Genomic DNA, 26,110 nt, shown 5'->3' with positions numbered 1-26,110 from the left:
GCATTGTTAAGACGAGTATACGGGACTTGGTATTTCCAGGTCCTTTTTTCCATTCGTTTAGGGAATAAATTCAAGGAGATGCTTACATGTCGTATTCGATCAAAGTCATTAAAAAGCATATGCAAATAACGTCCGCTTGGTCAGGTGGAACGACAACGCAGCTAGCCATATTTCCTGAACACGCGGAGTATAATAAACGAAATTTTTTATGGAGAATCAGCACGGCCCGCATTCAAGATGAGCAGTCATTGTTTACCTGCCTTCCTGACTTTTGGAGAAAGCTTATGGTTATAGAAGGAGAAGTGATTCTAGAATATGAAGGATCACATCAGGTAGGGTTAAAGCCCTACGAGCAGGATAGCTTCAGCGGAGGAACGGTCACCCAAAGTATGGGGAAGGTGACAGACTTCAATCTCATCACAGCGGCGGGATGCCGGGGAGAATTAGAAGCTTTGTTGATCAAAGATGGAACTTCTCATGAGATCGAATGTCACACGGAAAATGTGGGATTTTCATTAGTGACAGAAGCTTTTTATTGTACCGAGGGCCGAGTAAACGTTAGAATTAACGAAGATCAGTCTTTATGGTTAGAGAAAGGCGATTTCTGCGTGTTATCATGGAGAGCTTCATTGGATAAGGTTACTATTAAAATAAGCCATTTTTGCAATGAATCTTCAGCATATGTCATTCGAGCTAGTATTGTAAGTTGAAACTTTTTTCCGGGGAAGTGATGAAATGATGAACTATGACGTAATTATTGTTGGTGCCGGTTCGATGGGAATGGCTGCTGGCTATTATTTGACCCTTGAAGGGAAAAGCGTTTTGCTGTTGGATGCATTCAACCCTCCGCACGATCGGGGGGCACATCATGGCGATACCCGCATCATCCGGCATGCCTATGGCGAAGGGACGAGCTATGTCCCGTTAGCCCTCAGAGCCCAAAAGCTTTGGTTCGATCTGGAACGAGAGTCGGGAAGAAAACTTTTCTACCAAACCGGTGTGCTGAATGTAGGGACTCATGATTCAACCTTTATCCAACAAGTAGTTGCAAGTTCCGAAGCCTATTCACTTCCACTGCAAACCGTGGATTCCAGTAAAATTCATACACGATGGCCTGGGATTTCGCTCCCAGAGGGTTATGTGGGCTGTTTCGAATCGGATTCAGGTGTGCTTAAAAGCGAGGAATGTATTCGTGCTTATCGGGAGCTATTGGAGCGTCATCAAGTTAACATCTTAACGAATACCTCCGTACAGGAGTTGACTATTGATTCAGCCGGGGTGACGGTCCGAACAGTCGATGAAAGATATAAAGGACGCGCCTTAATCATTACAGCGGGGGCATGGTCTTCTAAGCTGCTTCCTCTTATGAATATCCATCCACCGCTTGTTACCAAAAGAAAGACGTTTGCCTGGTTTGAAGCCGATGATTTTTTATTCGGAGAGGAACGGTTTCCGGCGTTTACGTTTGAAACCTCCTTGGGGCATTATTACGGTTTTCCCAGCATGGGGGGAGCTGGTCTTAAGGTAGGACGTCATGATGGGGGACTTCGGATACATCCGGATGAAGCTATTTCCGAGTTTGGGGCACTGCAGGAGGATGAAGAAGACTTAAGAATGTTTTTAAGTCGGTTTATGCCTCTTGCCAATACGAAGCTGCGCAAAGGAAAAACCTGCACGTACACCCTTACTCCCGATGAGAACTTCATTATAGATTCACATCCAGAGTTTCCGCATATCGCCTTTGCAGCTGGATTTTCCGGGCACGGGTTTAAATTCAGCAGTGTAGTCGGCGAAATCTTATGCCAGCTTATTACAACAGGCAGAAGTGAGCATGACATTTCGTTATTTTCAATGAACCGCTTCAATTAAAAGGATGAGTCCTCGCTAGTTTTGTGCTAGCGATGGCTCATTTTTTTTGTGCAATAGCGGGATAACAACCCCTTGGACGGGCTTGTCATTTATTAATTAACCAAATTCTCGCAATCAACATATATATAACAATGTCAAACTCATGATTCCTCTCTCTACCACCTACCCATTTAGGTGGCCTTTTTTTTGTGAAAAAATAAAGTATTCTAATGAAGGCGGGGATTGAATGCCTGGAAAGTTAGGTCTACATTTATTTTTTTCAAAGGATCGTCATATCCGTTCGTATTTGCCCCCGACGTCCGTATTGAATCGGAATTCTTTTGTTCACTTCATGAGGCGATATCACTCGGTGTACATCAAACCGAATATGTCCCACATGGGTAAAGGTATCATCAAAACTTGGTTCACGAATGGGCAATATCGATTAGTCAAAGTGAAAGGGACCGTCAAGACCTTTAGAACGCTCGAAGCCACCTATAATGCTGTTCGCAAACAATCATCAAATGGTCTCTATATCATCCAAAAAACAATTGATTTAGCCAAACTCAAAGATAGACCTTTTGATATCAGGGTCATGATGATGCGCAACCCACAAAATGACTGGCAGTATGCCGGGATGTTAGCCAAAGTAGCGGGACAATCCAGCGTTATTACCAATGTGAATCGAGGAGGAGGATATGCCACTCCCATTGGAAATGCTTTATCCGCAGCACTTCAATTGTCCAAGAATGAGCAGCAAAAAATGATTCAAGAACTAGTTCGTATAAGCTATCGCATTTGTAATCGATTCAACCACTACAAGTATTCTTCTCAGATAGGTATTGATTTTGCAGTCGATCAGCATCGCAAGATATGGATCATTGAAGTTAATTTTGATTATCCATCCCATGGCCTATTTGAGAAACTCAGTGATAAAACCATGTATAGAAAGATTAAGGTTCTAAGAAATTCCTATTTAAAATCTTTGCGTGCAGGGAAAATAATACGAAAGTAAAAAGACTTCAAACTAAACCCACGAGCTTCGTGGGTTATATGTATTTACAAGTTTCTCATCCAATTCCTATCTAATACTCATTGAGATCTAATTAAGCAATGATAAACTGTGTGCTAAGTGGTAAAGGAGGGGGATTCGTATGATTCTTGCTGAAAAATTAACAAAACGGTATGATAACGGATTTATAGCTGTAAGTGAACTTCAACTTCATGTTAAAAAAGGGGATATCTATGGTTTCCTCGGTCCCAACGGAGCTGGGAAAACGACGACAATACGTATGTTAACAGGTCTACTCACTCCAAGTGAAGGGAACATTCGTATTAATGGCATGGATCTTCACGAGCATGTAACTAACATAAAACAATACATTGGTGTTCTTCCTGAGTCTCATGGTTACTACGATTGGATGACAGGTACCGAGTATCTTACCCTATTTGCTGAACTATATGGCATTGCGAAAGAGAAAAGAAAACTGCGTGTGGCTGAGGTCTTGGAATTGGTGGGTTTGTATGATAAATCTCACATAACCGTTGGTCAGTATTCCCGCGGCATGCGGCAGCGACTTGGAATCGCCAAGGCAATTGTGCATGAACCGGCTATTATTTTTTTGGACGAGCCGACGCTCGGTTTGGATCCTCAGGGTCAAAAAGATATTCAATCCATCATTCGTGATTTGAATACGAGACATCAAATTACCATTTTCATCACCTCTCATTTATTGAAAGAAATTTCTGAAATATGCAATCGGGTAGCCATTGTGAACCGAGGAAAGCTGGTAGAAGAAGGAGAGATATCTACTTTACTTCAGGGCTATCGGGAAATCATAGGGGTAGAAAACCCTACATTAGAGGAAGTATTCTTTCATCTAACCAATAAAAAATAAGATGAGGAGGGGGAATAACGAATGATGGCTTTATTTCGCAAAGAACTTCGGGAACATTTGTTTTCCAGGAAGGGATTGCTTATCTTTTTCATCATTTCTGTACTGTATAGTGTCTTGGCGTTTAGCTTTATTTCCGTTAAAGAGCTAAGCTTATTAGCCCAGGTCGAGGTTAATATGACTTTTATGAAGCTGATGTTAGGTGTAAATAGTCTTGTACTTATCATTCTGGGATCGACGATGATTTCCGGAGAAAAAGAAAAGGGGACACTCGAAAGTTTACTTTTGACGCCTTTGTCTAAACTGAAAATTATGATGTCTAAACTTTTGGCTATGACATTGTTTTGGATCGTACTCATTTTGCTGTCTTTACCTTATCTCATCGCTTTAACCTCTGGAACGAATCTGTTCTCCATTGTGTTGTTATTTATTCTTTGCAACGGGTCCGTCCTTGTGCTGAGTTTCTCAGCTCTTTCACTTGCGATTTCGGCATGGCTAACGTCAACGAAGAACGCTTTGATGATTTCAATCATTATGTTTGTCGTAGCCGTCATTCCGATGTTTTTATCCACAACAATGAAGAAAGTAGGATTTGCTCATCTGGTTGATAAAAGCAGTCCTGTATCCTCGAGTATGTTAGCGATGAAAGATAGCTTGGTTAACAAGCTTGGGTTCAATGCTTTTGTCATGGATAGTCTCCCCGTATACATCTTTTTTGTGATCGTGCTGCTGCTATTCATAGGTGCAAGCAAAAAAGTTAATTTCTTGGGGGGCGAGTAAAATGAGAATAAAAGCAGTCTTCTTCCTACTTTGCTTCCTTTGCTTAAGCCTGCCGCTTACCGTTTCTGCTGCCGATAAGCCGGGCGTGGAAGTGGTGATCATTGCTCCCGATAAGGTCAAAGATTTCCCAGGCGTTGAGATGAAAATCACAGCTAGAATAACGAACCATTCAAATCAAAAGATTGATGACATGATGGCCTATATTACTATGGCTGATCTTAACAAGCATTGGACTGTAAATCTTGAAGATTATGGCGCGGATCAACCCATAACCATTGGGACGCTTTCACCCAATGAAACCAAAGAAGTATCATTGCCTATACGGTTCGTGTACACGAGTCGCTATCATTTATACGTTACGGCTACAAGTACCAAAGAACCTTGGATTTATTCCAGTTCGGCGATACCCATCGAGATTATGGGGAACACTCAAATCGATCCGATAGTTGTAAAAGTTGTATCGATCGTAGAGCCGGTATTACTTCTAGGCTTCTTCATTCTTCTCACGATCAGAAGAAGAATGAAAACGATATGACAAGTGTTGGAACCCAGCCTATTTCGCCATTGAAATAGGCTGTTTGTTTCTTATCCTAGAGAGAAGCTATAATGGATCACAACAAAATGAGGGAGAAAGGACGGAAACGAATGAAGGGGAACATCCTTATTATCGAGGACGAAGATAAAATTGCCAGACTATTGGAGATGGAGCTTACCTATGAGGGCTATACCGTAGCTTGTGCATCAACCGGGAGAGAGGGATTGAATAAGGCTCTATCAGGCGGATTTGATGTGATACTTCTAGACATCATGCTGCCCGTATTAAGCGGCTTAGAGGTACTGCGCCGACTGAGAGAGACAGATAAACAAACAAGCGTCATTCTACTAACGGCCCGAGGCGCTACACCAGATAAGGTAAGCGGCTTGGACCTTGGGGCAAATGACTATATGACCAAACCGTTTGAGATTGAAGAAGTATTCGCTAGGATAAGGTCTTGTCTACGAAATCGAATGACAAACGCAGCCCCAATGAAAGAAAATACAGAACTTGTCTTAGAAGACTTAACGATAGATCCAGTGACTAGAGAAGTGGAGCGTGGCGGAATTCAAATTGTTCTCACACAGAAAGAGTTTGAACTCCTTCTTTACTTGGTCCAAAATCGGAACCAAGTCCTTAACCGTGAGCAAATTATTCAAGCTGTGTGGGGTCATGATTTTGTAGGGGAAACGAATGTCGTTGATGTTTACATTCGCTATGTTCGGAAGAAAATGGACTACCCCTTTGATAAACAGCTGATTCATACTTATCGGGGTGTTGGTTATTGCATAAAGGAGAGCGAAAAATGAGTATCAAACATAAGATCGCTGGTCTCGCTACTTTATGGCTTGTAGGAATCTTGATAGCCGTAAACGTTACCATTTACTTCGCCTTTATGCAAATTACAACGGATAACGAACGTGATTCTTTATCCAATCGCGCTAATTCACTAATGAAAAAAGTGCAGTTTACGGAAGCACTGCAAGGAAAGCAAATGGACTTGCTTCAGAGTTTCGTTCTGGAGAATAGCATGATCCGGTTATTGGATCAAAACGGTTCTGTCCAGCAGCAGTTTCAAAGTGACGATGAAGTGACGGCCGTTGAACCGAAACGTGTCCAATCTGATGAAACTCAGCTTTACCAACTTGGTAAAGTGAAGGTACTGGTAGCGAGAACACCAGCCATTGTGGACGGTCAGGTAGTAGGTACCTTGGAAATAGCGGAGAAACTGGATTATCTGAATGAAAATATAGGCATTCTTATTTCCATCCTGATGCTGACATCACTTGGGGCTGTAGGAATGAGTGTTATCGGAGGCTTATGGCTAGCCAAGTGGATTTTGCGACCGATCTCATCGATGGTTAAGACCATGGAAGATATTGAGAAAAATCTTGTTTTTCATAAAATCCCTATCCGTGATGGTGGGAACGATGAGCTCCATGCAATGGCGTCTACGTTTAACCGTATGATGGATCGCATACAAGTCAGCTTCTTTCGGCAGCAGCAATTTGTTTATGATGCATCTCATGAATTGAAAACACCGCTTACGATCATCGAAGGCTATGCCCGAATGCTGCAACGATGGGGGTTGCAAGATGAGGTGAAAGGGCGAGAAGCCGTTGCGAATATTTATTCAGAAGCGGTTAGGATGAAACAATTAACCCAGCAGCTGCTTGACTTGGCAACATTGGAACAAGAACAAAAGTTGGAACGAGAAGAGATGGAGTTTGTTTCCTTTTGTAAAAGCACGGTTGCTTTACTCCGAAATTCTTATCATAGAGAAATCACTGTTCAGACATCAGTGGATAAGATTTCTTGCCGCGCAGATCCTTCGAAAATGAAGCAATTGCTTCTTATTTTGCTTGATAACGCAATTAAATATAGCAAGAAAGAAATAAAAATCATTCTAACGGAAGTAAAGCCTGATGATAGTGAGCCTGTTGGGGTAGAAATTAGAGTTGTAGACTATGGCATTGGCATTCAAATGGAAGAGCCCCCGCGCGTATTTGAGAGATTTTATCGAATCGACTCCTCTAGATTTCGCAAGACTGGAGGTACTGGACTCGGGTTGTCAATCGCCAATGAAATCGTCAAGCTTCATAACGGTACAATAGATATCCAAAGCGAAAAGAACGCGGGGACGGAGGTCATTGTCTTCCTCCCATTTCGATAAGGAGAGTAACGACGAAATTCTGCCCCTGCGTCCAGAATAGTTAAATCAAGTCACGTGGGGCTAGCCTGATCTTGCATGGAACGCTGCCGCTTCCTTACCAACGTTAGAAGGGTTAGAAGGACAGGTATGATGACGGTTGGGAGGAGTGAGGAGAAGGGAAGAATTTTAAAGTCATAGGCAGCCAAATCCATCATCCTTGTATAACTAATCTGGGCAAAAGCATAGAACAATAAGCCCGTAGGTATAATAAAAGGTTTCGTTTCTTTGATCTTGAAAACTTGTTTTATCACGAGTAAAAAAACGTAATGAAGCACAATAAGTTCAAATAAAGTGAAAATAGTCCAGATCGCGATGATAAGAATTTCAATCCTTTCCATATATTCTCCGAATTTAACTAATTGAATGGCTGTGAAAAAGGGAAACGCAGACAATTTGGTTAAATGTATGCCAAGCGCACCAAACGTCAAATAACTTGCCATTAATAAATAAATGCCTGATAAAACTACTGCTGCTGCTAAATTTACGAATGTTTTTTTTATGTTTTTAACCCTTGATAGAAGAAAACCGAATACAACAGCTTTTCCAAATGGAAAACCGAAAGAGAGCATCCCTCCATAAATGATTACGGAAAGTTTGCTTTGTAACATGGGTAGGAAAGGATTAATCTCCACTTCACGCAGAATAAACAAACTAACGATGCAGATACACACAATGAAAAATGGAAGAATAAATTGAACCGTACGGACTAAAGTACCTAAACCTAAATAAATGGAATAGGAACTAACCAACACGATGAGTATAATTAAGACGTTAGGGGCAGTGTTTGGAATGATAGCCGTCGTATAGAACCAAGAAATAGCACGATAGGCCAACACACCAGTTTCAAGGAAATAGATAAGATAGATGACTAGTGCGAGTTTGGAAAACCATTTCCCCAACAATTTTTCGAACGCCTCCACCATACTTAATTGAGGATGCTGCGATTGAACAAAGGTTAAGAGCCATAAGACCCCTATTGAAGTTACAATAGCCAGAAGATTTGACATCCACACATCCTGCTTGACCAGCTTCGCCTCGATTAAAAACAAAGTTGAGAATCCTGACAAAAAACTAAAACAGAGAAATCCTAATTGACCATGATTGATTTTTTCTGGATCGGTCATCATCAATCCTCCATTTGTATTTTTAATTGGTCTATCATGTAATCAGAGATAGGACCATAAATAGACTTGAATAAGGACTCCACGGTAAGCTTGGAAGATCCCATCAAGGGATGTAAATAGATAATTACGATGCCATAAAACAACAAGAGAACGATGGCATCCGTTTTGGCCTGATGTTTCCATACCCGTATAGATCCCTTGAGCCCCAAACAAATAGCTAGTAAGATGAGCACGTTATTAAGAAGCATTTACTGGTCACCTATGATTTGGGTCATGCCCAATTTTTCAATTTTGACATCGACATGAACAGGAATGGACATTGTCGGATATACATGAACCCAATCATTTTTTAAATTTTTCCATTCATTTGGATGATTCCGGACAAAATAGTCAGAGATTCCAATAAGGTCTACTTTCAGATCTTGTTGAAAATGTTTTAAGCTATGACGAATGATTTTCTCCAAATGCTTGGAGGTGATTTCTTCCAATTGAGCCAATATATCCGGATCGCTCAGTGCAAGATGTTGATTCATTTCACCCAAAGTTGCTTTGAAATTCAACTGGACATCTAATTTTGGTTTGCCATTGACGTAAACGCTGTGAATTTCTCTTTTTGAGATTTGAAGAAAATAGGTCACTTTCGTGGATTTGTATTCCAATGTTTCTGTAAATTCATAGTTGTTCCATTTACTTTTCTCTGATAACCAATGGACAACCCTCACATCATCTCCATCCAGCCAGTCAACGAATTTCCCATTGTTAATAACAGCTCCGCCATTTAAAAGCAGCGATGATCGAGAGGTAACAGACTTTGGTGACGAAATTATTCTGCCTAAAACAAAGCCCCTGTATGGATTTGTGTAGTGGTCTGCCACTTTATGTATCATCAGACTGTAGCTCTTGCCCCACTCTTTTTCATTTCGGACGATCCCTAGCAGCACATTCGAAGTTAGTTCGCTAATATTGGACTTTCTTTTCAGTAAATCCTCCGCTTTTCCCTCACTAACAAGGAGCTGGCTTGTTATGCGGATTTGACGGTTCCTTGTTAGGAAATCTACGACATCATAGAGGGAATGACGTGCTGCAGCTTCACCTACAATAAAGAATTTATTATGCTGCCATACCAAGGATTTACCAACTCGGTTACGCAAGTTTCTTGCAGCGTCCAATATCGAATCTCCAACTGCACTATCCACCAACTCCGTGAGTTTACCTGTTTTCTCCGTACTTGTCGATGCGGGTAAAACACAATAGATCGTAAATACATATTTATTACTTTCCTTGTCATAATCAATACCAGTTGCCAGAACTAAATCAATATCGCTGATTTCCTTAATATCAGGTGAACAGCCAACTAATAATGACAAGATTGAACACACAGCCAGGAACCATTTAACGTTCTTCATACCCCTCGCCTTCAATTCCAAAAATAAATTTCCCCTTCACCATTGCCGTCTATCTTATTTCTTCTTATACGATGAGGAACTTCGATATCGGGCAGGAAGGAGGATGAATTTCTTAAATGTATTTTTTAAGCTTTCAGAATCAACCGGTTCGAGGAACGGGACTCCACAGAATCGTAAAGAACACAGATGTAAAAGGATTGCGAACAATCCCAAAGATAGCCCAAAGACACCGGTAGAAGCTGCAAGAAGCATAAGAGGAAAACGTAACATTCGTAATGCAATTGCAGTACTAAAAGACGGAATTGTAAAGGAGGCGATTCCTGTCATTGCAACCACGATCACAACCGGACGGGAAACGATTCCCGATTGTACCGCTGCTTCTCCGATGATGAGGGCACCTACGATACTGACAGATTGGCCGACAGCGCGAGGCAGACGAAGGCTGGCTTCACGCAGCACTTCGAAAGCCACCTCCATGATGAAAGCTTCAATAAAACTCGGAAAGGGGATCCCCGCTTTGGCAGAAAGGAAGGCCATCATTAGCGGCGTAGGGATCATTTCCAGATGGCAGGTCGTCAGTGCGATATATAAAGAAGGCCCAAAAAGGGAAGTGAACAGCGTAATCAACCGTATTAAGCGCAAAAAGTTAGCAAAATAAAACCTTTCGTAAAGATCTTCGCTGGGATGCATCATCTCGAAAAAAGAGCTTGGGGCAATTAAAGCTATCGGAGTCCCGTCCGTTATGATCGCGATTTTCCCTCTGTTCAAGGCCGTAACAATCCGGTCGGGGCGTTCCGTATTTAGAATTTGTGGGAAAGGCGAAAACGTATTGTCTTGAATCCATTCCTCGATTTGGGCGCTATCTCCCAGAACATTCAAGTCTATAGCATCGAGTTTACTCATCAATTTTTCTAGAACGACATGATCAACCTGAGTATCGAGATACAAGATGGACACTTTTGTTTGACTTCGTCGTCCAATAATATAGGATTTCGATTTCAATTCTGACGTCTTCAGTCTTCTATAAACCATACCCAAATTCGTTTGCAAATCTTCGGTGAACCCCTCTCGCGGACCTCGTACGTTGGGTTCGAGCTTTGGTTCTTCTATCGCGCGAGTCTCATATCCGGGCAGCATCATTCCGTATGACTCGGAGCGACCTTCAACAAAAATAACGAAGCCTGCATCCGTAATCGTACTTACGACCGCATCCAAATGCGGCAAAAGTCTAACTGCGCCTAGAGAGTATAAGGAACTTGTAATCGCCTCATCCGCTTGTCCCTTCAAATATAGAAGATCTTCTGACATTTTACGGATGATTTGTTGATTTAAAATCGTTTCATCAACAAGGATATTCATGTAAATAATAGACGCTAACAATTGACCGTCATTTTTGGTGATGTTTCTGACAACTAGATAGTCATTTTGACTAAAATATTGTTGAATTTTCGCAAGATTTTGGGAAACGGAAGTACTGATGGATTCCTGTCTTAGTTCCATTTTCCAATCCCCTCAGTGAATGTTCTTAGGTCAAATCGGAAACATTTCATAATAAAGGAATTATTCGCTTTTCTCACTAGGATTATGCACAAAAAAAGATCAAGCTCCCAATCGGTGAGGACTTGGTCTTTTTTGGATTGAAAATATTTGGATGAATCATGATGTAAACCTAATGCGATTTTGAAATAAAATTTCAGAAATGTATAGACAAAATGAAATAAAAATCTATAATAAGGGTATGCAAGTTCAAAGCTACACATGAAACCATGGAGGGTGGCTCCCATGTTAAAAGGTGGATTAATAAGTATAGAAGCGGCTATTGGGAGCTTAAAGCCGATGGAGCGCAGGGCAGCACAATATATATTGGAGCATCCGGAACAGGTGGTAAGCCTTTCCGTGCAGAAGCTGGCAGAGTTTGCTGACGTAAGTGAAGCAACGATTGTAAGGCTTTCACGCTCCCTTCACTGTAAAGGATTTCAAGAGTTGAAGCTGAGGATCGCGGGTGATTTATCCCAATCGTCGCTGCCTGCAGAATCGTACCAAGAAATCCGCACCGACGGCTCCATCGTAGATCTCATTAAATCGGTTTCCAACAACAATATTGTTTCTATCCAAGATACGTTAACGGTACTTTCTCCGGAAAGTGTGGAAAAGGCCATTCATTCACTGAGCAGCGCAAGAAAAGTTGGCGTTTTCGGGGTAGGCGCATCGGCGGTTATCGCGAAGGATTTCATGCAAAAGCTAACTCGTATTAATCGCTGGTGCGAAATCGGCACCGGGTTTGATGCTCAAGCAACCATCGCTGCCAATTTAATTCCCGGTGACGTTGTTTTCGGTATTTCCTATTCAGGCCAAACCGAAGACATGATTCGTGCACTTGCCGTCGCTAAGAATAACGGTGCTTCTGTCATTACGCTGACCCGGTTCGGAGCTAATCCAGTATCGGAGCTTGCGGATATCCAGTTGTTTATAAGCACCTTAGAGAAGAGTATTCGCAGCGGGGCGATGGCCTCAAGGATTTCTCAACTGAACGTGATCGATATTTTGTACGCCGGCATCGCTGGCCGACATTATGAGGAAAGCATCAAATCTCTGGAAAAGACGCGACAAGCCGTCAGTGTGGGGAAACGCAATGGATAAAGTGGATCGCTTGGTAGAAGGATGGGTGCGCAATGGGCTCTTACCCGGCGCTGTTCTAGACATTACTGTATTGAACCGCTTACGATTTCAAAAATCATATGGATCATTCTCCGACGGCACAAAGGAACATCCGATTCGTTTGAACACCATGTTCGACATCGCATCTCTTACGAAGGTAACCGCTACGCTTCCAGCTATTCTGGTACTCGTAGCCAAAGGGAAGCTTTCGCTGGACAGCTCCGTACAGACTTACTTGCCTGCATTTCGTCATCCGCAAGTCACACTGCGTCATCTCTTGTTGCATGTGTCCGGGCTGCCGCCGGATATGCCTTATCTTCCGCGCAAAGAAGCTCGGCCTAATTTAATCAAGGAAATTCTGGCGCAAGAGCTTTTATTTCAGCCAGGTAAGGAAAAGCTGTATAGTGATATCGGCATGATCCTCCTTGGGATCATTGCAGAGCGTGTGTCAGGCGAGCCGCTGGATCGATTCGTTAAGCAGCATATCTTCGATCCGCTTGAGATGCGGCATACGGTTTTTAACCCAGGCGCCGAACTTCAAGAACGTATTGCCGCAACCGAACTTGTAAATGGAGCTTACATCATCGGCGAAGTTCACGATGAGAAGAGCTTTCACCTCGGCGGTGTTACCGGCAGCGCAGGATTATTCGCAACAGCGGACGACCTAGCACGCTATGCGGCATGGTGGTTGCAGCCGGAACAATGGGCTATTGTTCCGCCATCGCTGATGCGAGAAGCCATTGCGGCTCCAGTACGCGGCCGCGGATTTGGCTGGGAAGTCAAGCATGAATCAGCTGACGTTCCTAGCTGCGGAGAAAGCTGGCCTACCGGTAGTTTCGGTCATACAGGATTTACCGGAACGAGCTTATGGGTTGCGCCCGAACAGGGCATCAGTGTCGTTTTTCTTACCAATGTTGTTCATTTGGGTCGAAACAACAAGATCCGGGAGCTGCGTCCAATTTTACATGAAGCGGTTTTGTCCTCATATCAATCATGAGGTTAAAATAGATAAGTAAACATTAAAGGGAGGCTTTCAAAATGAAACGTTTATTCAGTGGGGCATTATTAACTATGGTCGCTGCTTCTTCCATGCTTGTCGCTTGCAGCAGCAACAATACCGCAACTCCTAGCACAACCCCGGGTGGAGCTAGTACAGCGCCATCGGCAGCACCTCAGGAAAAAGTAAAGTTGACAATGGGCAGCTGGCGTACCGAAGATGCGGATGCTTACGCTAAAATCATTGCTGAATTTAAGAAAACCAACCCGAACATTGATATTGATTTCAAGCCGATTAAAAATACGGAATATAACACAGCCCTAAACACAGGTCTGCAAAGTGGAAATGGCCCTGATATTATTCATCTTCGCCCTTATGCTGCAGGTGCTGCGTTGGCAGATGCCGGTTACTTAGAGCCGCTGACAAGCCTCAAAGGAATGGACGTTTTCTCGAAAGATACGTTGCTGGCCGCTACAGGATCAGATGGTAAAGTATACGGTGTACCGACTGTATTCAGTTCGACACAAGTATTTTACAACAAGAAAATCTTCCAAAAATATAATCTTACAGAGCCTAAAACGTGGGATGAGCTGTTGAAAACGGCGGAAACTTTGAAGAAAAATAAAGTGACTCCGTTTGCTTTCGGCTCTAAGGAAGGTTGGATTCTTTCCCTGACTCAAGGTACACTTGCACCTTCCGTTTACGGGACAGATTTCATTAAGAAGATACTTTCTGGCGAAGCGAATTTCAAAAGCCCTGAATATGTAAGTTCGATTAAAATGCTCAAAGATTTGACACCGTACTTCCCAGATAACTATGTAGGGATCGGTATGGACGACATGAGAAACATGTTTGTTTCCGAGCAAGCAGCCATGATGGTCATGGGCGATTGGGAATATGCCGTAATGAAGAAAACGAATCCAGATCTGCAAATGGATGTGTTCCCAGTTCCGTCGATGAAAGCCGATGGCAAAGCAACGGTTACAACTTGGGTAGACGGATCTTTCTCCGTAAATGCGAAATCTGCTCATAAGGCGGAAGCTCTGAAATTTATGGAGTTTTTGACAACGAAAGAGTTCGGTGCATTAGCTGTAAATGAACTGCAAAAACCAAGCACAATCCCAGGTGTGGCTGCGAAAGATCCGCTTGTAGCCAAAATTGCTAAGAATGCAGATACGATTTCTACACCTTACGCATCCGTTGTCTATTTCAATGCAGGCAACCCTACAACTAAATCTACGTTAGAAAACTCCATTCAAGGGATGTATTTAAACAAATTGACTCCTGAGCAAGTGGCGGAAGAAGTTCAGAAGAGCGCAGATACATGGTTCAAGCCTAAGAAATAAATGAGTTTATACAGAGGGGTGGGGGCACATGAATAACTTTGCAAAATCGCCTTGGTGGAAAAAGGGAGCAGTTCATCTGTTCCCGGTTCCTGCCCTCGCAGTTTACATTCTCTTCGTGATCTATCCGATCCTTTCGGCTTTCGGTTACAGTTTTTATGACTGGAAAGGTCACACCCGCGGGGAGTTTGTTGGGCTGGGCAACTTTGTAAGCCTGTTTACGAAAGAACCGTTTAACCACTTGTTTTGGAATGCATTTGGTCATAATCTTTATTATTTTGCTGTTGAAATGGCTGTTCAGAACGTGATTGCGTTCATTCTTGCCTATCTGGTTTACAGCAAACTTAAGGGTTCGAACTTTCTGAAAATGGCTTACTTTTTACCGAGGCTGCTTTCTGTCATCGTCGTAGGCTTTTTGTGGAAACTCATGTTGAATCCGAACAACGGTATTGTCAACGTGCTGCTCAAAAAGATCGGTCTTATTTCGTGGGCTAAGCCTTGGCTCGGGGACCCGGCTTATGCGTTAACATCCATAACAATCGTCAACAGCTGGTTTGGCGTCGGTTTCTCTATGTTGATATTTCTCGCAGGTTTGCACGCTATTTCGGCAGAAGTCATTGAAGCGGCGAGACTGGACGGAGTAAAAGGTTTCCGCTTGATCCGTTCCATCATCCTGCCGATGATGAGTCAGTCATTGATCATCATTACTGTGTTTACCTTTATTCATGCTTTCGAAGCGTTCGAACTCATCTACGCCATGGAAGGTTCGCAAGGAGAACCGTACAACTCCACCGACACGCTTGCTGTATTCTTTTATCGGATTGCGTTTGGCGGCTCGTCTGGCGGCGATTCAGTCGCATTAGGTCTGGGTTCGGCATTGGCAGTAGTCCTATTTTTCATTATCGCGACCATATCCGCATTGTTCCTGTACTTCACTAGGAACCAATCGGCTCAGCATTAAGGAGGCAGCCATGAAAACAAACAAATCCGTTCGGGGGCTCCAATACGCTGCGGCGTACGTGGGTGCACTGGTCAGTTTGTATCCGATCTTTCTGATGCTGACCTCCTCTTTCAAAACAAATATCCAGATCTTGAAAAACCCGATGTCGCTCCCGACTTCTATATCGTTTACGGCATATAGCAAGCTAATCCATCAAATTCCGTTCGGAACTTATTTTTGGAACAGTGTCGTGGTCAGTGTCGTTTCCGTCGTCTTGATTTTGCTGTTTGGCGTATTGGCATCATTTTATATCGCCAGATATCCATTCCGATGGAATGGTGCGCTGTTCTTCTTTTTTCTCTTAGGCATGATGATTCCTATTAAGCTTGGGATCGTTCCGCTGTTCCTATTGATGAAGAAGCTAGCCCTGCTGAATAGCATTTGGTCGCTTGTCAGTGTGTATACGGCGATCGGAATGCCGCTCGCTGTCTTGATCTTAACTGGCTTTTTTAGAACGCTGCCGAAAGAGCTTGAAGAAGCAGCGCGCATTGATGGTTCTTCGGATTTCGGTGTTATGTGGCACGTTTTGCTGCCGCTTATTCGCCCAGCGCTGGGGACGGTCATGATTATGAACTTTATTATGGCGTGGAACGATTTCTTCTTCCCGCTGATTTTTATCCAAGACGATATGAAAAAGACAATACCGGTTGGCATGCTCTCACTATTCGGACAATACTCTACGGATTTAAGTATGCTATTTGCCGGGCTCACGTTGGCATCCGTGCCAATGATTGTGATGTTTTTCCTAGCATCGAAACAGTTTATGGAAGGCATGACGGCAGGAGCGGTGAAATAATATGGCTGAAACTAGATATATTGGCATTGACGGCGGAGGGACCAAAACGGTATGCATTCTCGGCAATGCGGAAGGCAACATTTTGGCTGAAAGCCGCGGTGAATCCAGCAGCGTAAAGTCCCGTCCTTGGGAGGAGGTTCAGCGAGTTCTGCTCACACTCATCCGGGAGGTATTAGACCAATCAGGTACGGACATGTCCCAGTTAGGTGGGATCTTCCTTGGGCTTGCAGGGAGTGATCGTCCCGAAGATAGGAAACGGATCAGTGACTGGCTGCAAACCGAATTGCCGGAAGGTGTTCCGATCACGGTGCACAATGATGCAGTGACCGCTTTGGCCGCCGGTACTTGGGGACAGAAGGGGATAGCACTCATTTCAGGCACTGGCTCGATCGCCTATGGATTCGATCCGGCGACGGGCGGATTTGTAAGAGTCGGAGGCTGGGGTTATTTACTCGGTGATGAAGGAAGCGGGTTTGATCTTGGGAGGAAAGCCTTAGTAGCAGTTATGCGAGCGCATGACGGCCGAGGAGAGCCTACTGCTTTAACGGGGTTAGTTCTCGAACGTTGGTCTTTGCAGCACCCAGGGCAATTGATCAACACCATTTATGGTCAGGATAATGTACGGACCGCGATTGCGGATGGCTCCAAGCTCGTCATGCAGGCTGCGGCCGATGGGGATCCGATTGCTGTTAAGCTCGTGGAAGAAGCGATTCAGGAGCTGGAAGAACTCGTCAAGACCGTCATAACCTCCATGGATAAACAACAGCCAATTGAGGTAAGCGACAGCCAACATTTAACTGAGAATAAAACCCCTCTTGTGATAACGGGCGGCTTATTTTCAGATCGCATGTTCGAAAATCGCTTTATGCAGACACCGTTAATACAGTCCGGCATGTTCGATGTCCGACTGCTTGAACGGCCGCCTGTCATTGGAGCCTATCTTCTTGCTTTGCAGGAACAGGGAATCGAATTAACGGAAGTCATGAAACAACGGATAGCAGGATTTGTCTTCCTTAAATAGACGCAAAGCAACGTATCGATAAAAAGGAGGCAAGGTAACGTGGTACAACAAGTGAATCAAACGGTTACCGAGCAGAGAAATGCAAAGTCAAGTCACCTTGACCGACTTACTGCTCGGGAGATCGTGACGCTGATGAATGAAGAAGACCAAACGGTAGCAGTCTCCGTTAACGGAGCTTTACCGCAAATCTCTGATGCAGCTGAAGCGGTGGTCGAAGCCATGACCCGCGGCGGCCGTCTTTTCTATATTGGAGCTGGAACCAGCGGCCGTCTCGGTGTTCTAGATGCATCCGAATGCCCGCCTACGTTCGGTGTAGAACCAGAACTAGTGAACGGCATTATTGCTGGAGGAGAAATAGCCATTCGTGCAGCTGTAGAAAACGCTGAAGATGATGAAGAAGCTGGTGTACGTGCGATAGCAGAGGTTGCACGAGCAGGCGATGTTGTCGTCGGCATTACAGCAAGCGGAACCGCACCCTATGTAATTGGCGCTATACGAGAGGCTAATAGGCTGGGGTTATTGACGATCGGCATAAGCTGTAATCGGGATACACAGCTCAGCGCAGTTGTGAAATATCCGATCGAGGTGCCTGTCGGGCCTGAGATTATTACGGGGTCCACAAGGTTAAAAGCAGGAACGGCGCAAAAAATGGTTCTCAACATGATCTCCACGACCGTGATGATTCAGATGGGCAAGGTTTATGGTAATCTGATGGTAAACGTCCAGGCGACGAATAAGAAGCTCAGGGATCGTACTGTGCGGATTATTCAAGAGGCGACTGGCACAGATGAAGAAACGGCCCGCCGTGTCGGAATGGAAGCAAAGGGCGATGCCAGAGTCGCCATACTGATGCTGATGTTCAACGTAAGCCGTGAGAAGGCTTTGGATGCGCTTGTTCAAGTAAATGACCACTTCGGTAACGCTGTAAAGCAGCTTGAACAAGCTCAATAATTTTAAGTAATGCCTGGACTGATCGTAATCAGTTTAGGCATTTTTATTTTGTGTAAGTAATTAAGGAAATTATGAAAGACGCTGATCTGTGGATATTTGCGGGTATTGCGTCCTGAGAAGGCAGAAAAGGCCGTCTCCGAGGCTCGAAAGCAGCGAAGGAGGTGCGAGACGTTAGAAAAAGACCTCTCAGCTGCTGAGAGCAGGCGAGTTAGCGGGTTTTGCATCCTGAGAAGGCAGAAAAGGCTGTCTCGGAGGCTCGAAAGCAGCGAAGGAGGTGCGAGACGTCAGAAATGGACTTCTCAGCTGCTGAGAGCAGGCGAGTTAGCGGGTTTTGCATCCTGAGAAGGCAGAAAAGGCCGTCTCCGAGGTTCGAATGCAGCGAAAGTGGCGCGAGCCGTCAAAAAAGGACTTCTCAGCTACTGAGAGCAGGCAAGTTAGCGGATGTTTCCTCATACTTGAGGAGGCTATCGTTGTTTGGGATGTTAACGCATAAATGATGCGAATTCATGTGCGATCTCTGATATGCTATAATGTACCCGATTAACAGCAGGAGTTGATGGCAGGATGGGGTTCCGCAAGATGTACCGAAATTACTTGAAAAATAATTTGTTTATGAAACTGCTGCTCTTGTTCTCATTGATAACCGTCATTACGATTATTTCGTTTTCTTATTTCATGTATCATTCGATGTCTCAAGCGGCGATCAATCGACAGCTCGATATACAGAAGAAGGCTATGACGAATGTGAACAATTATTTGGGAGGGAAATATGATTCAGCACAGTCTATCGTGTTCGGCTTATATCGGGATAGCTCGCTTGCCGCGGGCATCTCTTTCATGCTGACGCACCCCTTCCAAGAGTATGTGCAGCATGGTCTGGAGCAATACAATTTAGGCGGCAACAGCACGTGGAATGCCGGCCTGCAATATTTTAAAAATCGGGTGGAAGACGACGAAGATATTCGCAGTCTGATGCTGTACAGCGTGGATCAGATGACCTTATATGTGCTGGATCGTAACCGGCAATTGAAGATCGTTCCCACGAATGCAGCCCATTCCTACATACCTGAAGTCATGGCGCTTGATAGCAAAAGCGTTACCTTACCGAATATTTGGGTCCGTGAAGCCGCAGGTCAATGGGATAACCATCTATACTCGATTAGAACGCCGATTAACGACAAGCAATCCTTGAAAAATATAGGGCAACAGATCGTATACTTCAGCTCGGATGGCATTTGGAAGGTTTTGCTCAATGATAAGGAAGAGTTAAAGGGGACGATTCTTGTTCTATCACCGGATGGAGGCGTCCTGTTTGATTCTTCGGATCAGTATTACGGCAAGCCCTATCCTTTCATGGATCAGGTTAGTTCGTTGTACGAGAATAGCGGCTCGAATCAAAACGGATATGTGACGAAGCTGACGCAGAGTAAAGGAGACTTTATTGTCGTCGGGATCATTCCGAAGAATGAACTTGATGCAACCTCAAGGCGGATCGGGAGCACGATCTTTATGATTAGTGCGATATGTATCTTTTTCGCCATTCTGATTCCTTCTTTGGTCGTGATGAATGTCTCTAAACGTACCAACCAGATCATTCGTTTTACACGGAAAGTCAAACAAGGCGATCTGAATGCACGGATTCCGGATGTGCGAGAGGACGAGCTGGGACAAATTTCGCGTAGCTTCAATGAGATGATCGAAGAGTTGAATCAATATATCGATAGGGTGTATAAGGCGGATATTAAGCAAAAGCATACCGAGTTAACGGCACTGCAAGCTCGCGTCAATCCTCATTTTTTATACAATACACTCGAAGTCATTCGGATGCGGGCAATCTCTCATGGGGCTCATGACGTTGGCGAAATGATTTACAGCTTGTCGGCGTTATTCCGGAGCCTAGTACAACAGAAAAAGATTTACACGCTAAAGGATGAGCTTGAAGCTTGCCGCTTATATCTCGAGCTGTTCCAAATTCGCTATAAGGATAAGTTCACCTATTCGATCGAATGGGATCGGAAGCTGGCATCTACACGCATTATGAAAATGTCGCTGCAGCCCGTGATTGAGAATTACATCGTTCATGGCTTGCGAAGTGAAAGCACCGATAATGAGCTTCATATCCGTGTGAAACAAGTGGAAGAGTTCCTTCATGTGCAAGTGGAGGATAACGGAAACGGCATAACACCTGAGCGTTTGAGCGAGCTGGAATCCTTTTTACAAGCGGAGGAAACCGAAGGGGAATCCTTCGGCCTGCGGAGCATCAATCAACGCCTCAAGCTGCTCTACGGCAGCAAGTATGGATTGAAATTAGGTAGTGAACCAGGCAAAGGAACGGTAGTTGATATATGGCTGCCTATGGACGACGGAAGAGAGGGCTATGATGTTTAGGGTTTTTCTTGTGGACGACGAGCCTTTCATTATTGAAGGGTTGTATGACATTATCGATTGGGCCGAAGCGGGGTTGGAAATTGTCGGACATGCCAGCAATGGGCAGAAGGCTTTGGATGCCATGCAGGAAACATCGGTGGATATTTTGTTGACGGATATTTCCATGCCGGTGATGACAGGTTTGGAGCTGATTCGGCATGCCCGAACCGTTCATCCAGATTTGAAAGTCATCGTGCTTAGCGGTTTCGATGAGTTTAGCTATTTAAAAGAAGGCATGATGCTCGGCATCGAAAATTACCTGCTTAAGCCAATCAATATCCAAGAGCTCAAGGCAACGCTTCACAATACGGTCGAGAAGCTGAATACGTTGGAAGAGAATCAGCAGGTTCAGGCCTACAGCAAACAAATATTGAAAGATAACACGCTGCATCGTTGGTTAACTAATCAGATTGCGCCTTTGGAATTTGACGAACGCGCGGACCTTCTTGGTATGAACCTCGATCGTGCTTATATGTTAGCCTCTGTAATCCGAGCAGCATCCGATGCAGCTGCGGTTTTCGAATTTATCTCTGAGCAGGTGCAAGCCTACGATTGGATCACCTCATTCTTCGATATGGATGGCGATATCGTCCTGCTTGCAGCTATGGATGATGCCGACCGCGGCAGAGCGGATTTGACCGCATTGCTTCAGCAGTTTCAGACTGATCTTCAGGATCGTCCTCTCCGCATATCAATCGGCAGTGTAGAGCTTTTGCCAGAGCAGCCAGGACAAAGCTATGCGGCCGCGAAGAAAGCGCAGGAGTATTTCTGGGTATACCCGGAACTGAACATGATTGATTATACGGAGCTTGCGATGAATCAAGACAATCGAAAGATCGATTTCTCCATTATTGACTGGCCAGTCTACGCGAAACTAATTATTGCCAAAGATCAAGATAAATTGCGGGAGCAAATTCAAAATGATTTCAAACGAATTCAAGCCCTTCCGGGAATAACACCGCACGATTTTCAGAATATTGCATTTGAGATGATCATTCATTTTAAGCTGGAGATTAAAGCGATTCGCCACACCGAGGAACTGGATGCCTATAATCATGCTTTTCACCAAATCAGGAGCGCGGTAACGCTGGAGGAGCTGGAAGTAGCCATCCTTGAGATTGCCGATACGACAATTGGTTTCTTAATTTCAGACGTCCGAAGTCCCATTGTGCAGCAGGTATTAAAATATATCCATCAGTCTTATGCGGAAGAGCTATCGCTCAAAATGCTGGGGGCGCACTATCATATTCACCCCGTTTACTTGGGACAATTGTTTCATAAGGAAATCAACGAGACTTTTACGGAGTATATTAATCGGTACCGAATCGAAAAAGCGAAAGAATTGCTCAAGACCACGCATTCAAAAGTTCATGTTATTGCCAATGAGGTGGGCTACTCAGAATTGGGTTACTTTTATAAACAATTTAAAAAGTATGTGGGAATCTCCCCAACGGATTACAGAGGATTGCTCTAGGGAAAACTGAGGAGCAGTCCTTTTTTTTGCCGGAAAGGATAAATTGCTGCTTTTTTCTTAACTTTAGACAGGGTTCATTTAGTTTATCGTCTATTTGTAACTGCTTTCATGCGGTACTGTAAAGGTAGCCCAACGGGGCGTATACAATAGAGCACTTAACAGGGAGGATACAAAATGAAAAAACGTTTGGTCACCACACTAGGATTGACGCTAGCCGTTTCCATGGCTCTTAGTGCGTGCGGCAGCAAAGATGCCGGCGGTGCGAAAGGGAATGAAACGACAAATAAACCGGTAGAGTTAATCTGGTACACAATCGGAACACCGCAAAAAGACGTTGACCGCGTCATGGCTGAAGTGAGCAAATACACCGCGGAAAAAATCGGCGTTACCGTGAAAATGAACATGGCGGACTGGGGCGACTACGCACAGAAAATGCAAGTCATGACAGCATCCGGCACACCGATGGACATTATGTTTACGTCTTCATGGGCTTTTGATTACGTGCAAAACGTGCGTAAAGGCGCATTTAAGCCGATTGACGAGCTTCTTCAAAAAAATGGACAAGGTATCGTGAAAGAATTGGATCCTGCCTTTCTTAACGGCTCCAAAGTGGACGGGCATAATTACGGCGTACCTGCCAATAAAGAACTGCCAGCTCAAGACGTATGGCGTTTCAACAAAAACCTGGCCGACAAATACAACCTTAGCCTGGATAATGTGAGCTCGCTTGAAAGTTTGGAGCCATTGCTCAAAACAATCAAAGAAAAAGAACCTAACATTTATGGATTAGCCGTTGATAAAAATTACATGCCATATGTGCCTTATGATTACATTATCGAGAAAATGCCGATGGCCGTGAGTGTAAACAATCCGGATTTCAAAGTGGTCAACATTTTTGATACGCCAGAAATGAAGCAAGCACTTAAAACCATGAACAAATACTACAAAGCGGGATATGTTCCTACAGAAGCATCGACGCTTTCCTCGCTTAACGATGTACAAGTAACTGGCAAATGGTTCGCGGATAAAGCGACGAATCAACCTTTTGCGGACAACCTTTGGTCAGCTAGTTATGGCTATCCGGTTGTCTCCAAGCCGGCAAGTCCTGCTTTGATCTACAACTGGTCCGTTATGGGCTCCATGCAAGCAATCTCAGCTAATTCCAAATATCCGGAAAAAGCCATGGAATTCTTGAACTTGCTGAATACCGATCCTGTGCTTCGTAATATGGTCGATTCCGGTATTGAAGGCGTTCATTACAAAAAAGTTGATAACGACAAAATGGAAAACTTGCCAGAATCCAAAAACTATGATATGCCGACTTTCTCACTCGGAAACGTTCTGCTGACGTATAAAGATGTTAAAGATCCTGCGAACAAATGGGAAGAGTTCAAGAAGTTTAACGATACCGGCAAACCTGCACCATTGCTTGGCTTCAACTTCGATCCTTCCAAAGTGATCAACGAAATCGCCGCGGTTCAAAACGTAAAAGAAGAATTCTGGGCAACATTGATGACGGGTACGGTAGATCCGGATAAATACATTCCGCTAGCCAACGAAAAGTTCAAAAAGGCTGGTTTGGATAAAATCATGGCTGAAGCGCAAAGTCAGATTGATGCTTGGAAAGCAGCGAACAAAAAATAATTCAGATTAGTTGATTAGGCGAATGTTCAACATTCGCCTGATCTTTTTCACTACAATGATCTTGAGGGGTGATTTTATGAAAGGAATAGGAGCATTTTTTAAAGATGTTAAACAAAGTAGAGTTCTGCTGCTGATGGCATTGCCGGCGACGCTTTGGTTCCTGTTCTTCTCTTATTTGCCGATGGCTGGTATGGTGATTGCTTTTAAGCAGTATCGCTATAGCCGCGACGGTTTTTGGGCAAGTATTATGGAAAGCAAATGGGTAGGATTGCAAAATTTCAAATTTTTATTCAGCACCAATGACGCTTATATCATTACGAGGAACACGCTGCTCTACAATATTGTCTTTATTATTGCAGGGCTTGTGCTATCCGTGGGGCTAGCCATTGTGTTATCGGAAATCGTCAATAAAAAACTTGCGAAGCTGTATCAAACAGGGATGTTCCTGCCGTACTTCCTATCGTGGGTAATCGTCGGTTACTTCGTGTTCAGCTTTCTAAGTGTAGATAAAGGTATGTTGAATCACATTCTTTCCGGGTTTGGAATCGATCCGATCCGTTGGTATAACGACAAGACGTATTGGCCTCTTATTATCATTTTTGTTTATCTGTGGAAATCGGTCGGTTACAGCAGTGTAGTGTATTTGGCCGCGATCATGGGGATCGACAAATCGCTGTATGAAGCTGCGATGATTGACGGAGCGAGCAAATGGCAGCAAATCAAGCACATTACCTTCCCCATGCTGAAGCCGCTCATGACGATTCTGACATTGCTGGCAATCGGACGCATTTTCTATGCAGACTTCGGATTGTTCCTGCAGGTGCCAAGAGATTCAGGAACGCTGTATTCCGTAACGAATGTTATTGATACGTATGTTTACCGTGGCCTCAAATCTACGGGAGAAATCGGTATGAGTACCGCAGCCGGTCTTTACCAGTCGGTTATTGGCTTCATTCTAGTTATGACTTCGAACTATATCGTTCGAAAATTCGATAAAGACAATGCATTGTTCTAAGCTATTTTCATGGAAAGGAGGACATTCAAATGATTGCTAAACCAATTAAAAGCCGTGACTTTCATAAATTGCCGCCTGCTTTGAATATACTCTTTAATCTTATCGCGGGCCTCTTTGCGCTCGCTTGTATCTTTCCGTTTTTGTTTGTAACGATCATTTCATTTACGGATGAGAAGTCATTAAGTTCGAATGGATACCGCATTATCCCAGAAAAATGGAGCCTCGAGGCTTATCGCTATCTCTTCAAAGCAGGTGATCAGCTGCTGCTTTCCTATGGCGTTACCATTCTTGTAACTGTGGTAGGGACGATTGTAAGCTTGCTTATCACAGCTACGTTTGCTTATGCGATTTCACGTAAAAGCTTTAAATTCCGCAATGCCTTCGGTTTTTTTGCTTTCTTCACGATGCTGTTTAACGGTGGACTTGTACCGACATATATCGTTGTTACTCAATTGATGGGACTTAAAGATTCGATCTGGGCTTTGATTTTGCCTTTGGCCGGAAATGCATTTTATATTATGATTATGCGTACTTTCTTCGTCACATCTGTTCCTGACGCCATTATTGAATCTGGGAAAATCGACGGGGCCGGCGAATTTGGGATTTTCGTCAGACTGGTGCTGCCGCTCTCGCTTCCGGGACTAGCCACTATAGGTTTGTTCAGTACTTTGGGATACTGGAACGATTGGTTTAATGCACTGCTCTATATCGATACACCGAAACTAGTGCCTTTACAATCGATGTTGATGCGGATTGAGAACAGCATGCAATTCCTGCTCCAGAATACAAGCAACCCTTCTGTTGGTGTAGGCTTACTGCAATCGCTGCCGCAAGATACGTCCCGTATGGCGATGGTTGTTCTTGCAACCGGGCCGATTATTTTTGCTTATCCGTTCTTCCAACGGTACTTTATTCAAGGCTTGACGATTGGCGCCGTGAAAGAGTAACGTAAAATTGTATTCTTCGAAACTAGAAAAATTTGGA

The 26,110-nt window shown here is 44.0% G+C and carries 24 protein-coding genes; 20 read left to right on the top strand and 4 right to left on the bottom strand.

The window, feature by feature from the left end; translation table 11 throughout:
• The first annotated feature begins 86 nt into the window (after positions 1-86).
• The 8 genes from ACBP55_RS25795 to ACBP55_RS25760 all read left to right on the top strand — a co-directional run bounded on the left by ACBP55_RS25795 (position 87) and on the right by ACBP55_RS25760 (position 7,231).
• Positions 87-710, top strand: a complete 624-nt coding sequence (locus tag ACBP55_RS25795; RefSeq protein WP_464645735.1) for a HutD/Ves family protein — start codon at positions 87-89, stop codon at positions 708-710.
• Positions 711-735: 25 nt separating this feature from the next.
• The gene (gene solA, locus ACBP55_RS25790) at positions 736-1,869 is read left to right on the top strand and encodes an N-methyl-L-tryptophan oxidase (RefSeq protein WP_464645734.1); all 1,134 of its coding nucleotides are present in this window, start codon (positions 736-738) and stop codon (positions 1,867-1,869) included.
• A 226-nt stretch (positions 1,870-2,095) separates the two neighbouring features.
• On the top strand, positions 2,096-2,863 hold the full coding sequence (locus ACBP55_RS25785) for a YheC/YheD family protein (protein ID WP_464645733.1): 768 nt from the start codon (positions 2,096-2,098) through the stop codon (positions 2,861-2,863).
• A gap of 139 nt (positions 2,864-3,002) precedes the next feature.
• Complete coding sequence (locus ACBP55_RS25780) at positions 3,003-3,746, top strand: ABC transporter ATP-binding protein (RefSeq protein ID WP_464645732.1); 744 nt, start codon at positions 3,003-3,005, stop codon at positions 3,744-3,746.
• A gap of 21 nt (positions 3,747-3,767) precedes the next feature.
• Positions 3,768-4,523: an ABC transporter permease gene (locus ACBP55_RS25775; protein ID WP_464645731.1), complete on the top strand. Its 756-nt coding sequence runs from the start codon at positions 3,768-3,770 to the stop codon at positions 4,521-4,523.
• Position 4,524: 1 nt separating this feature from the next.
• Positions 4,525-5,058 (top strand): hypothetical protein, encoded by a 534-nt coding sequence (locus tag ACBP55_RS25770; RefSeq protein ID WP_464645730.1) that lies wholly within the window; start codon positions 4,525-4,527, stop codon positions 5,056-5,058.
• A 110-nt stretch (positions 5,059-5,168) separates the two neighbouring features.
• Positions 5,169-5,867: a response regulator transcription factor gene (locus tag ACBP55_RS25765; RefSeq protein ID WP_464645729.1), complete on the top strand. Its 699-nt coding sequence runs from the start codon at positions 5,169-5,171 to the stop codon at positions 5,865-5,867.
• Positions 5,864-7,231: a sensor histidine kinase gene (locus ACBP55_RS25760; RefSeq protein WP_464645728.1), complete on the top strand. Its 1,368-nt coding sequence runs from the start codon at positions 5,864-5,866 to the stop codon at positions 7,229-7,231. The genes ACBP55_RS25765 and ACBP55_RS25760 overlap by 4 nt, the downstream gene beginning before the upstream one ends.
• A 50-nt stretch (positions 7,232-7,281) precedes the next feature.
• On the opposite strand, the gene ACBP55_RS25755 is transcribed toward ACBP55_RS25760, so the two are convergent.
• The 4 genes from ACBP55_RS25755 to ACBP55_RS25740 are packed head-to-tail and all read right to left on the bottom strand — an operon-like array spanning position 7,282 to position 11,300.
• Complete coding sequence (locus ACBP55_RS25755; protein WP_464645727.1) at positions 7,282-8,397, bottom strand: GerAB/ArcD/ProY family transporter; 1,116 nt, start codon at positions 8,395-8,397, stop codon at positions 7,282-7,284.
• Complete coding sequence (locus ACBP55_RS25750) at positions 8,397-8,642, bottom strand: hypothetical protein (RefSeq protein ID WP_464645726.1); 246 nt, start codon at positions 8,640-8,642, stop codon at positions 8,397-8,399. The genes ACBP55_RS25755 and ACBP55_RS25750 overlap by 1 nt, the downstream gene beginning before the upstream one ends.
• A complete protein-coding gene (locus ACBP55_RS25745) occupies positions 8,643-9,800 on the bottom strand; it encodes a Ger(x)C family spore germination protein (RefSeq protein WP_464645725.1) in 1,158 nt (385 codons plus the stop codon). It abuts the gene before it with no gap.
• 54 nt (positions 9,801-9,854) lie between these two features.
• Entirely contained in the window at positions 9,855-11,300 is a 1,446-nt protein-coding gene (locus tag ACBP55_RS25740) for a spore germination protein (RefSeq protein WP_464645724.1), read from the bottom strand.
• A gap of 282 nt (positions 11,301-11,582) precedes the next feature.
• Between ACBP55_RS25740 and ACBP55_RS25735 the strand changes: the two genes are divergently transcribed.
• The 12 genes from ACBP55_RS25735 to ACBP55_RS25680 all read left to right on the top strand — a co-directional run bounded on the left by ACBP55_RS25735 (position 11,583) and on the right by ACBP55_RS25680 (position 26,073).
• Positions 11,583-12,440, top strand: coding sequence for a MurR/RpiR family transcriptional regulator (locus ACBP55_RS25735; protein WP_464645723.1), 858 nt, complete (start codon positions 11,583-11,585; stop codon positions 12,438-12,440).
• Positions 12,433-13,455, top strand: coding sequence for a serine hydrolase domain-containing protein (locus tag ACBP55_RS25730; protein WP_464645722.1), 1,023 nt, complete (start codon positions 12,433-12,435; stop codon positions 13,453-13,455). The genes ACBP55_RS25735 and ACBP55_RS25730 overlap by 8 nt, the downstream gene beginning before the upstream one ends.
• 41 nt (positions 13,456-13,496) lie before the next feature.
• Positions 13,497-14,801, top strand: a complete 1,305-nt coding sequence (locus ACBP55_RS25725) for an ABC transporter substrate-binding protein (RefSeq protein ID WP_464645721.1) — start codon at positions 13,497-13,499, stop codon at positions 14,799-14,801.
• Positions 14,802-14,829: 28 nt separating this feature from the next.
• Positions 14,830-15,759: a carbohydrate ABC transporter permease gene (locus tag ACBP55_RS25720; protein WP_464645720.1), complete on the top strand. Its 930-nt coding sequence runs from the start codon at positions 14,830-14,832 to the stop codon at positions 15,757-15,759.
• 10 nt (positions 15,760-15,769) lie between these two features.
• Positions 15,770-16,594, top strand: coding sequence for a carbohydrate ABC transporter permease (locus ACBP55_RS25715; protein ID WP_464645719.1), 825 nt, complete (start codon positions 15,770-15,772; stop codon positions 16,592-16,594).
• A gap of 1 nt (position 16,595) precedes the next feature.
• On the top strand, positions 16,596-17,615 hold the full coding sequence (locus ACBP55_RS25710) for an N-acetylglucosamine kinase (protein ID WP_464645718.1): 1,020 nt from the start codon (positions 16,596-16,598) through the stop codon (positions 17,613-17,615).
• 39 nt (positions 17,616-17,654) lie between these two features.
• Positions 17,655-18,566, top strand: coding sequence for an N-acetylmuramic acid 6-phosphate etherase (gene murQ / locus ACBP55_RS25705; RefSeq protein ID WP_464645717.1), 912 nt, complete (start codon positions 17,655-17,657; stop codon positions 18,564-18,566).
• A 564-nt stretch (positions 18,567-19,130) separates the two neighbouring features.
• Positions 19,131-20,954, top strand: a complete 1,824-nt coding sequence (locus tag ACBP55_RS25700) for a sensor histidine kinase (protein WP_464645716.1) — start codon at positions 19,131-19,133, stop codon at positions 20,952-20,954.
• Positions 20,944-22,467: a response regulator gene (locus tag ACBP55_RS25695; RefSeq protein ID WP_464645715.1), complete on the top strand. Its 1,524-nt coding sequence runs from the start codon at positions 20,944-20,946 to the stop codon at positions 22,465-22,467. The genes ACBP55_RS25700 and ACBP55_RS25695 overlap by 11 nt, the downstream gene beginning before the upstream one ends.
• Positions 22,468-22,641: 174 nt before the next feature.
• Positions 22,642-24,111 (top strand): ABC transporter substrate-binding protein, encoded by a 1,470-nt coding sequence (locus tag ACBP55_RS25690; RefSeq protein ID WP_464645714.1) that lies wholly within the window; start codon positions 22,642-22,644, stop codon positions 24,109-24,111.
• 76 nt (positions 24,112-24,187) lie between these two features.
• Positions 24,188-25,126 (top strand): ABC transporter permease, encoded by a 939-nt coding sequence (locus tag ACBP55_RS25685; RefSeq protein ID WP_029199042.1) that lies wholly within the window; start codon positions 24,188-24,190, stop codon positions 25,124-25,126.
• 29 nt (positions 25,127-25,155) lie between these two features.
• Entirely contained in the window at positions 25,156-26,073 is a 918-nt protein-coding gene (locus tag ACBP55_RS25680; RefSeq protein WP_464645713.1) for a carbohydrate ABC transporter permease, read from the top strand.
• Positions 26,074-26,110 lie beyond the last annotated feature (37 nt).

The organism is Paenibacillus sp. WG02 (assembly GCF_055396115.1).
Note: the sequence above shows the minus strand (reverse complement) of the source record. Positions and strands in the feature narration are given on the sequence as shown.

Coding starts and splice junctions, on each gene's coding strand:
- ACBP55_RS25795 (WP_464645735.1), top strand. CDS start 87: ATGTCGTATTCGATCAAAGTCATTAAAAAGCATATGCAAATAACGTCC.
- solA (WP_464645734.1), top strand. CDS start 736: ATGATGAACTATGACGTAATTATTGTTGGTGCCGGTTCGATGGGAATG.
- ACBP55_RS25785 (WP_464645733.1), top strand. CDS start 2,096: ATGCCTGGAAAGTTAGGTCTACATTTATTTTTTTCAAAGGATCGTCAT.
- ACBP55_RS25780 (WP_464645732.1), top strand. CDS start 3,003: ATGATTCTTGCTGAAAAATTAACAAAACGGTATGATAACGGATTTATA.
- ACBP55_RS25775 (WP_464645731.1), top strand. CDS start 3,768: ATGATGGCTTTATTTCGCAAAGAACTTCGGGAACATTTGTTTTCCAGG.
- ACBP55_RS25770 (WP_464645730.1), top strand. CDS start 4,525: ATGAGAATAAAAGCAGTCTTCTTCCTACTTTGCTTCCTTTGCTTAAGC.
- ACBP55_RS25765 (WP_464645729.1), top strand. CDS start 5,169: ATGAAGGGGAACATCCTTATTATCGAGGACGAAGATAAAATTGCCAGA.
- ACBP55_RS25760 (WP_464645728.1), top strand. CDS start 5,864: ATGAGTATCAAACATAAGATCGCTGGTCTCGCTACTTTATGGCTTGTA.
- ACBP55_RS25755 (WP_464645727.1), bottom strand. CDS start 8,397: ATGATGACCGATCCAGAAAAAATCAATCATGGTCAATTAGGATTTCTC.
- ACBP55_RS25750 (WP_464645726.1), bottom strand. CDS start 8,642: ATGCTTCTTAATAACGTGCTCATCTTACTAGCTATTTGTTTGGGGCTC.
- ACBP55_RS25745 (WP_464645725.1), bottom strand. CDS start 9,800: ATGAAGAACGTTAAATGGTTCCTGGCTGTGTGTTCAATCTTGTCATTA.
- ACBP55_RS25740 (WP_464645724.1), bottom strand. CDS start 11,300: ATGGAACTAAGACAGGAATCCATCAGTACTTCCGTTTCCCAAAATCTT.
- ACBP55_RS25735 (WP_464645723.1), top strand. CDS start 11,583: ATGTTAAAAGGTGGATTAATAAGTATAGAAGCGGCTATTGGGAGCTTA.
- ACBP55_RS25730 (WP_464645722.1), top strand. CDS start 12,433: ATGGATAAAGTGGATCGCTTGGTAGAAGGATGGGTGCGCAATGGGCTC.
- ACBP55_RS25725 (WP_464645721.1), top strand. CDS start 13,497: ATGAAACGTTTATTCAGTGGGGCATTATTAACTATGGTCGCTGCTTCT.
- ACBP55_RS25720 (WP_464645720.1), top strand. CDS start 14,830: ATGAATAACTTTGCAAAATCGCCTTGGTGGAAAAAGGGAGCAGTTCAT.
- ACBP55_RS25715 (WP_464645719.1), top strand. CDS start 15,770: ATGAAAACAAACAAATCCGTTCGGGGGCTCCAATACGCTGCGGCGTAC.
- ACBP55_RS25710 (WP_464645718.1), top strand. CDS start 16,596: ATGGCTGAAACTAGATATATTGGCATTGACGGCGGAGGGACCAAAACG.
- ACBP55_RS25700 (WP_464645716.1), top strand. CDS start 19,131: ATGGGGTTCCGCAAGATGTACCGAAATTACTTGAAAAATAATTTGTTT.
- ACBP55_RS25695 (WP_464645715.1), top strand. CDS start 20,944: ATGATGTTTAGGGTTTTTCTTGTGGACGACGAGCCTTTCATTATTGAA.
- ACBP55_RS25690 (WP_464645714.1), top strand. CDS start 22,642: ATGAAAAAACGTTTGGTCACCACACTAGGATTGACGCTAGCCGTTTCC.
- ACBP55_RS25685 (WP_029199042.1), top strand. CDS start 24,188: ATGAAAGGAATAGGAGCATTTTTTAAAGATGTTAAACAAAGTAGAGTT.
- ACBP55_RS25680 (WP_464645713.1), top strand. CDS start 25,156: ATGATTGCTAAACCAATTAAAAGCCGTGACTTTCATAAATTGCCGCCT.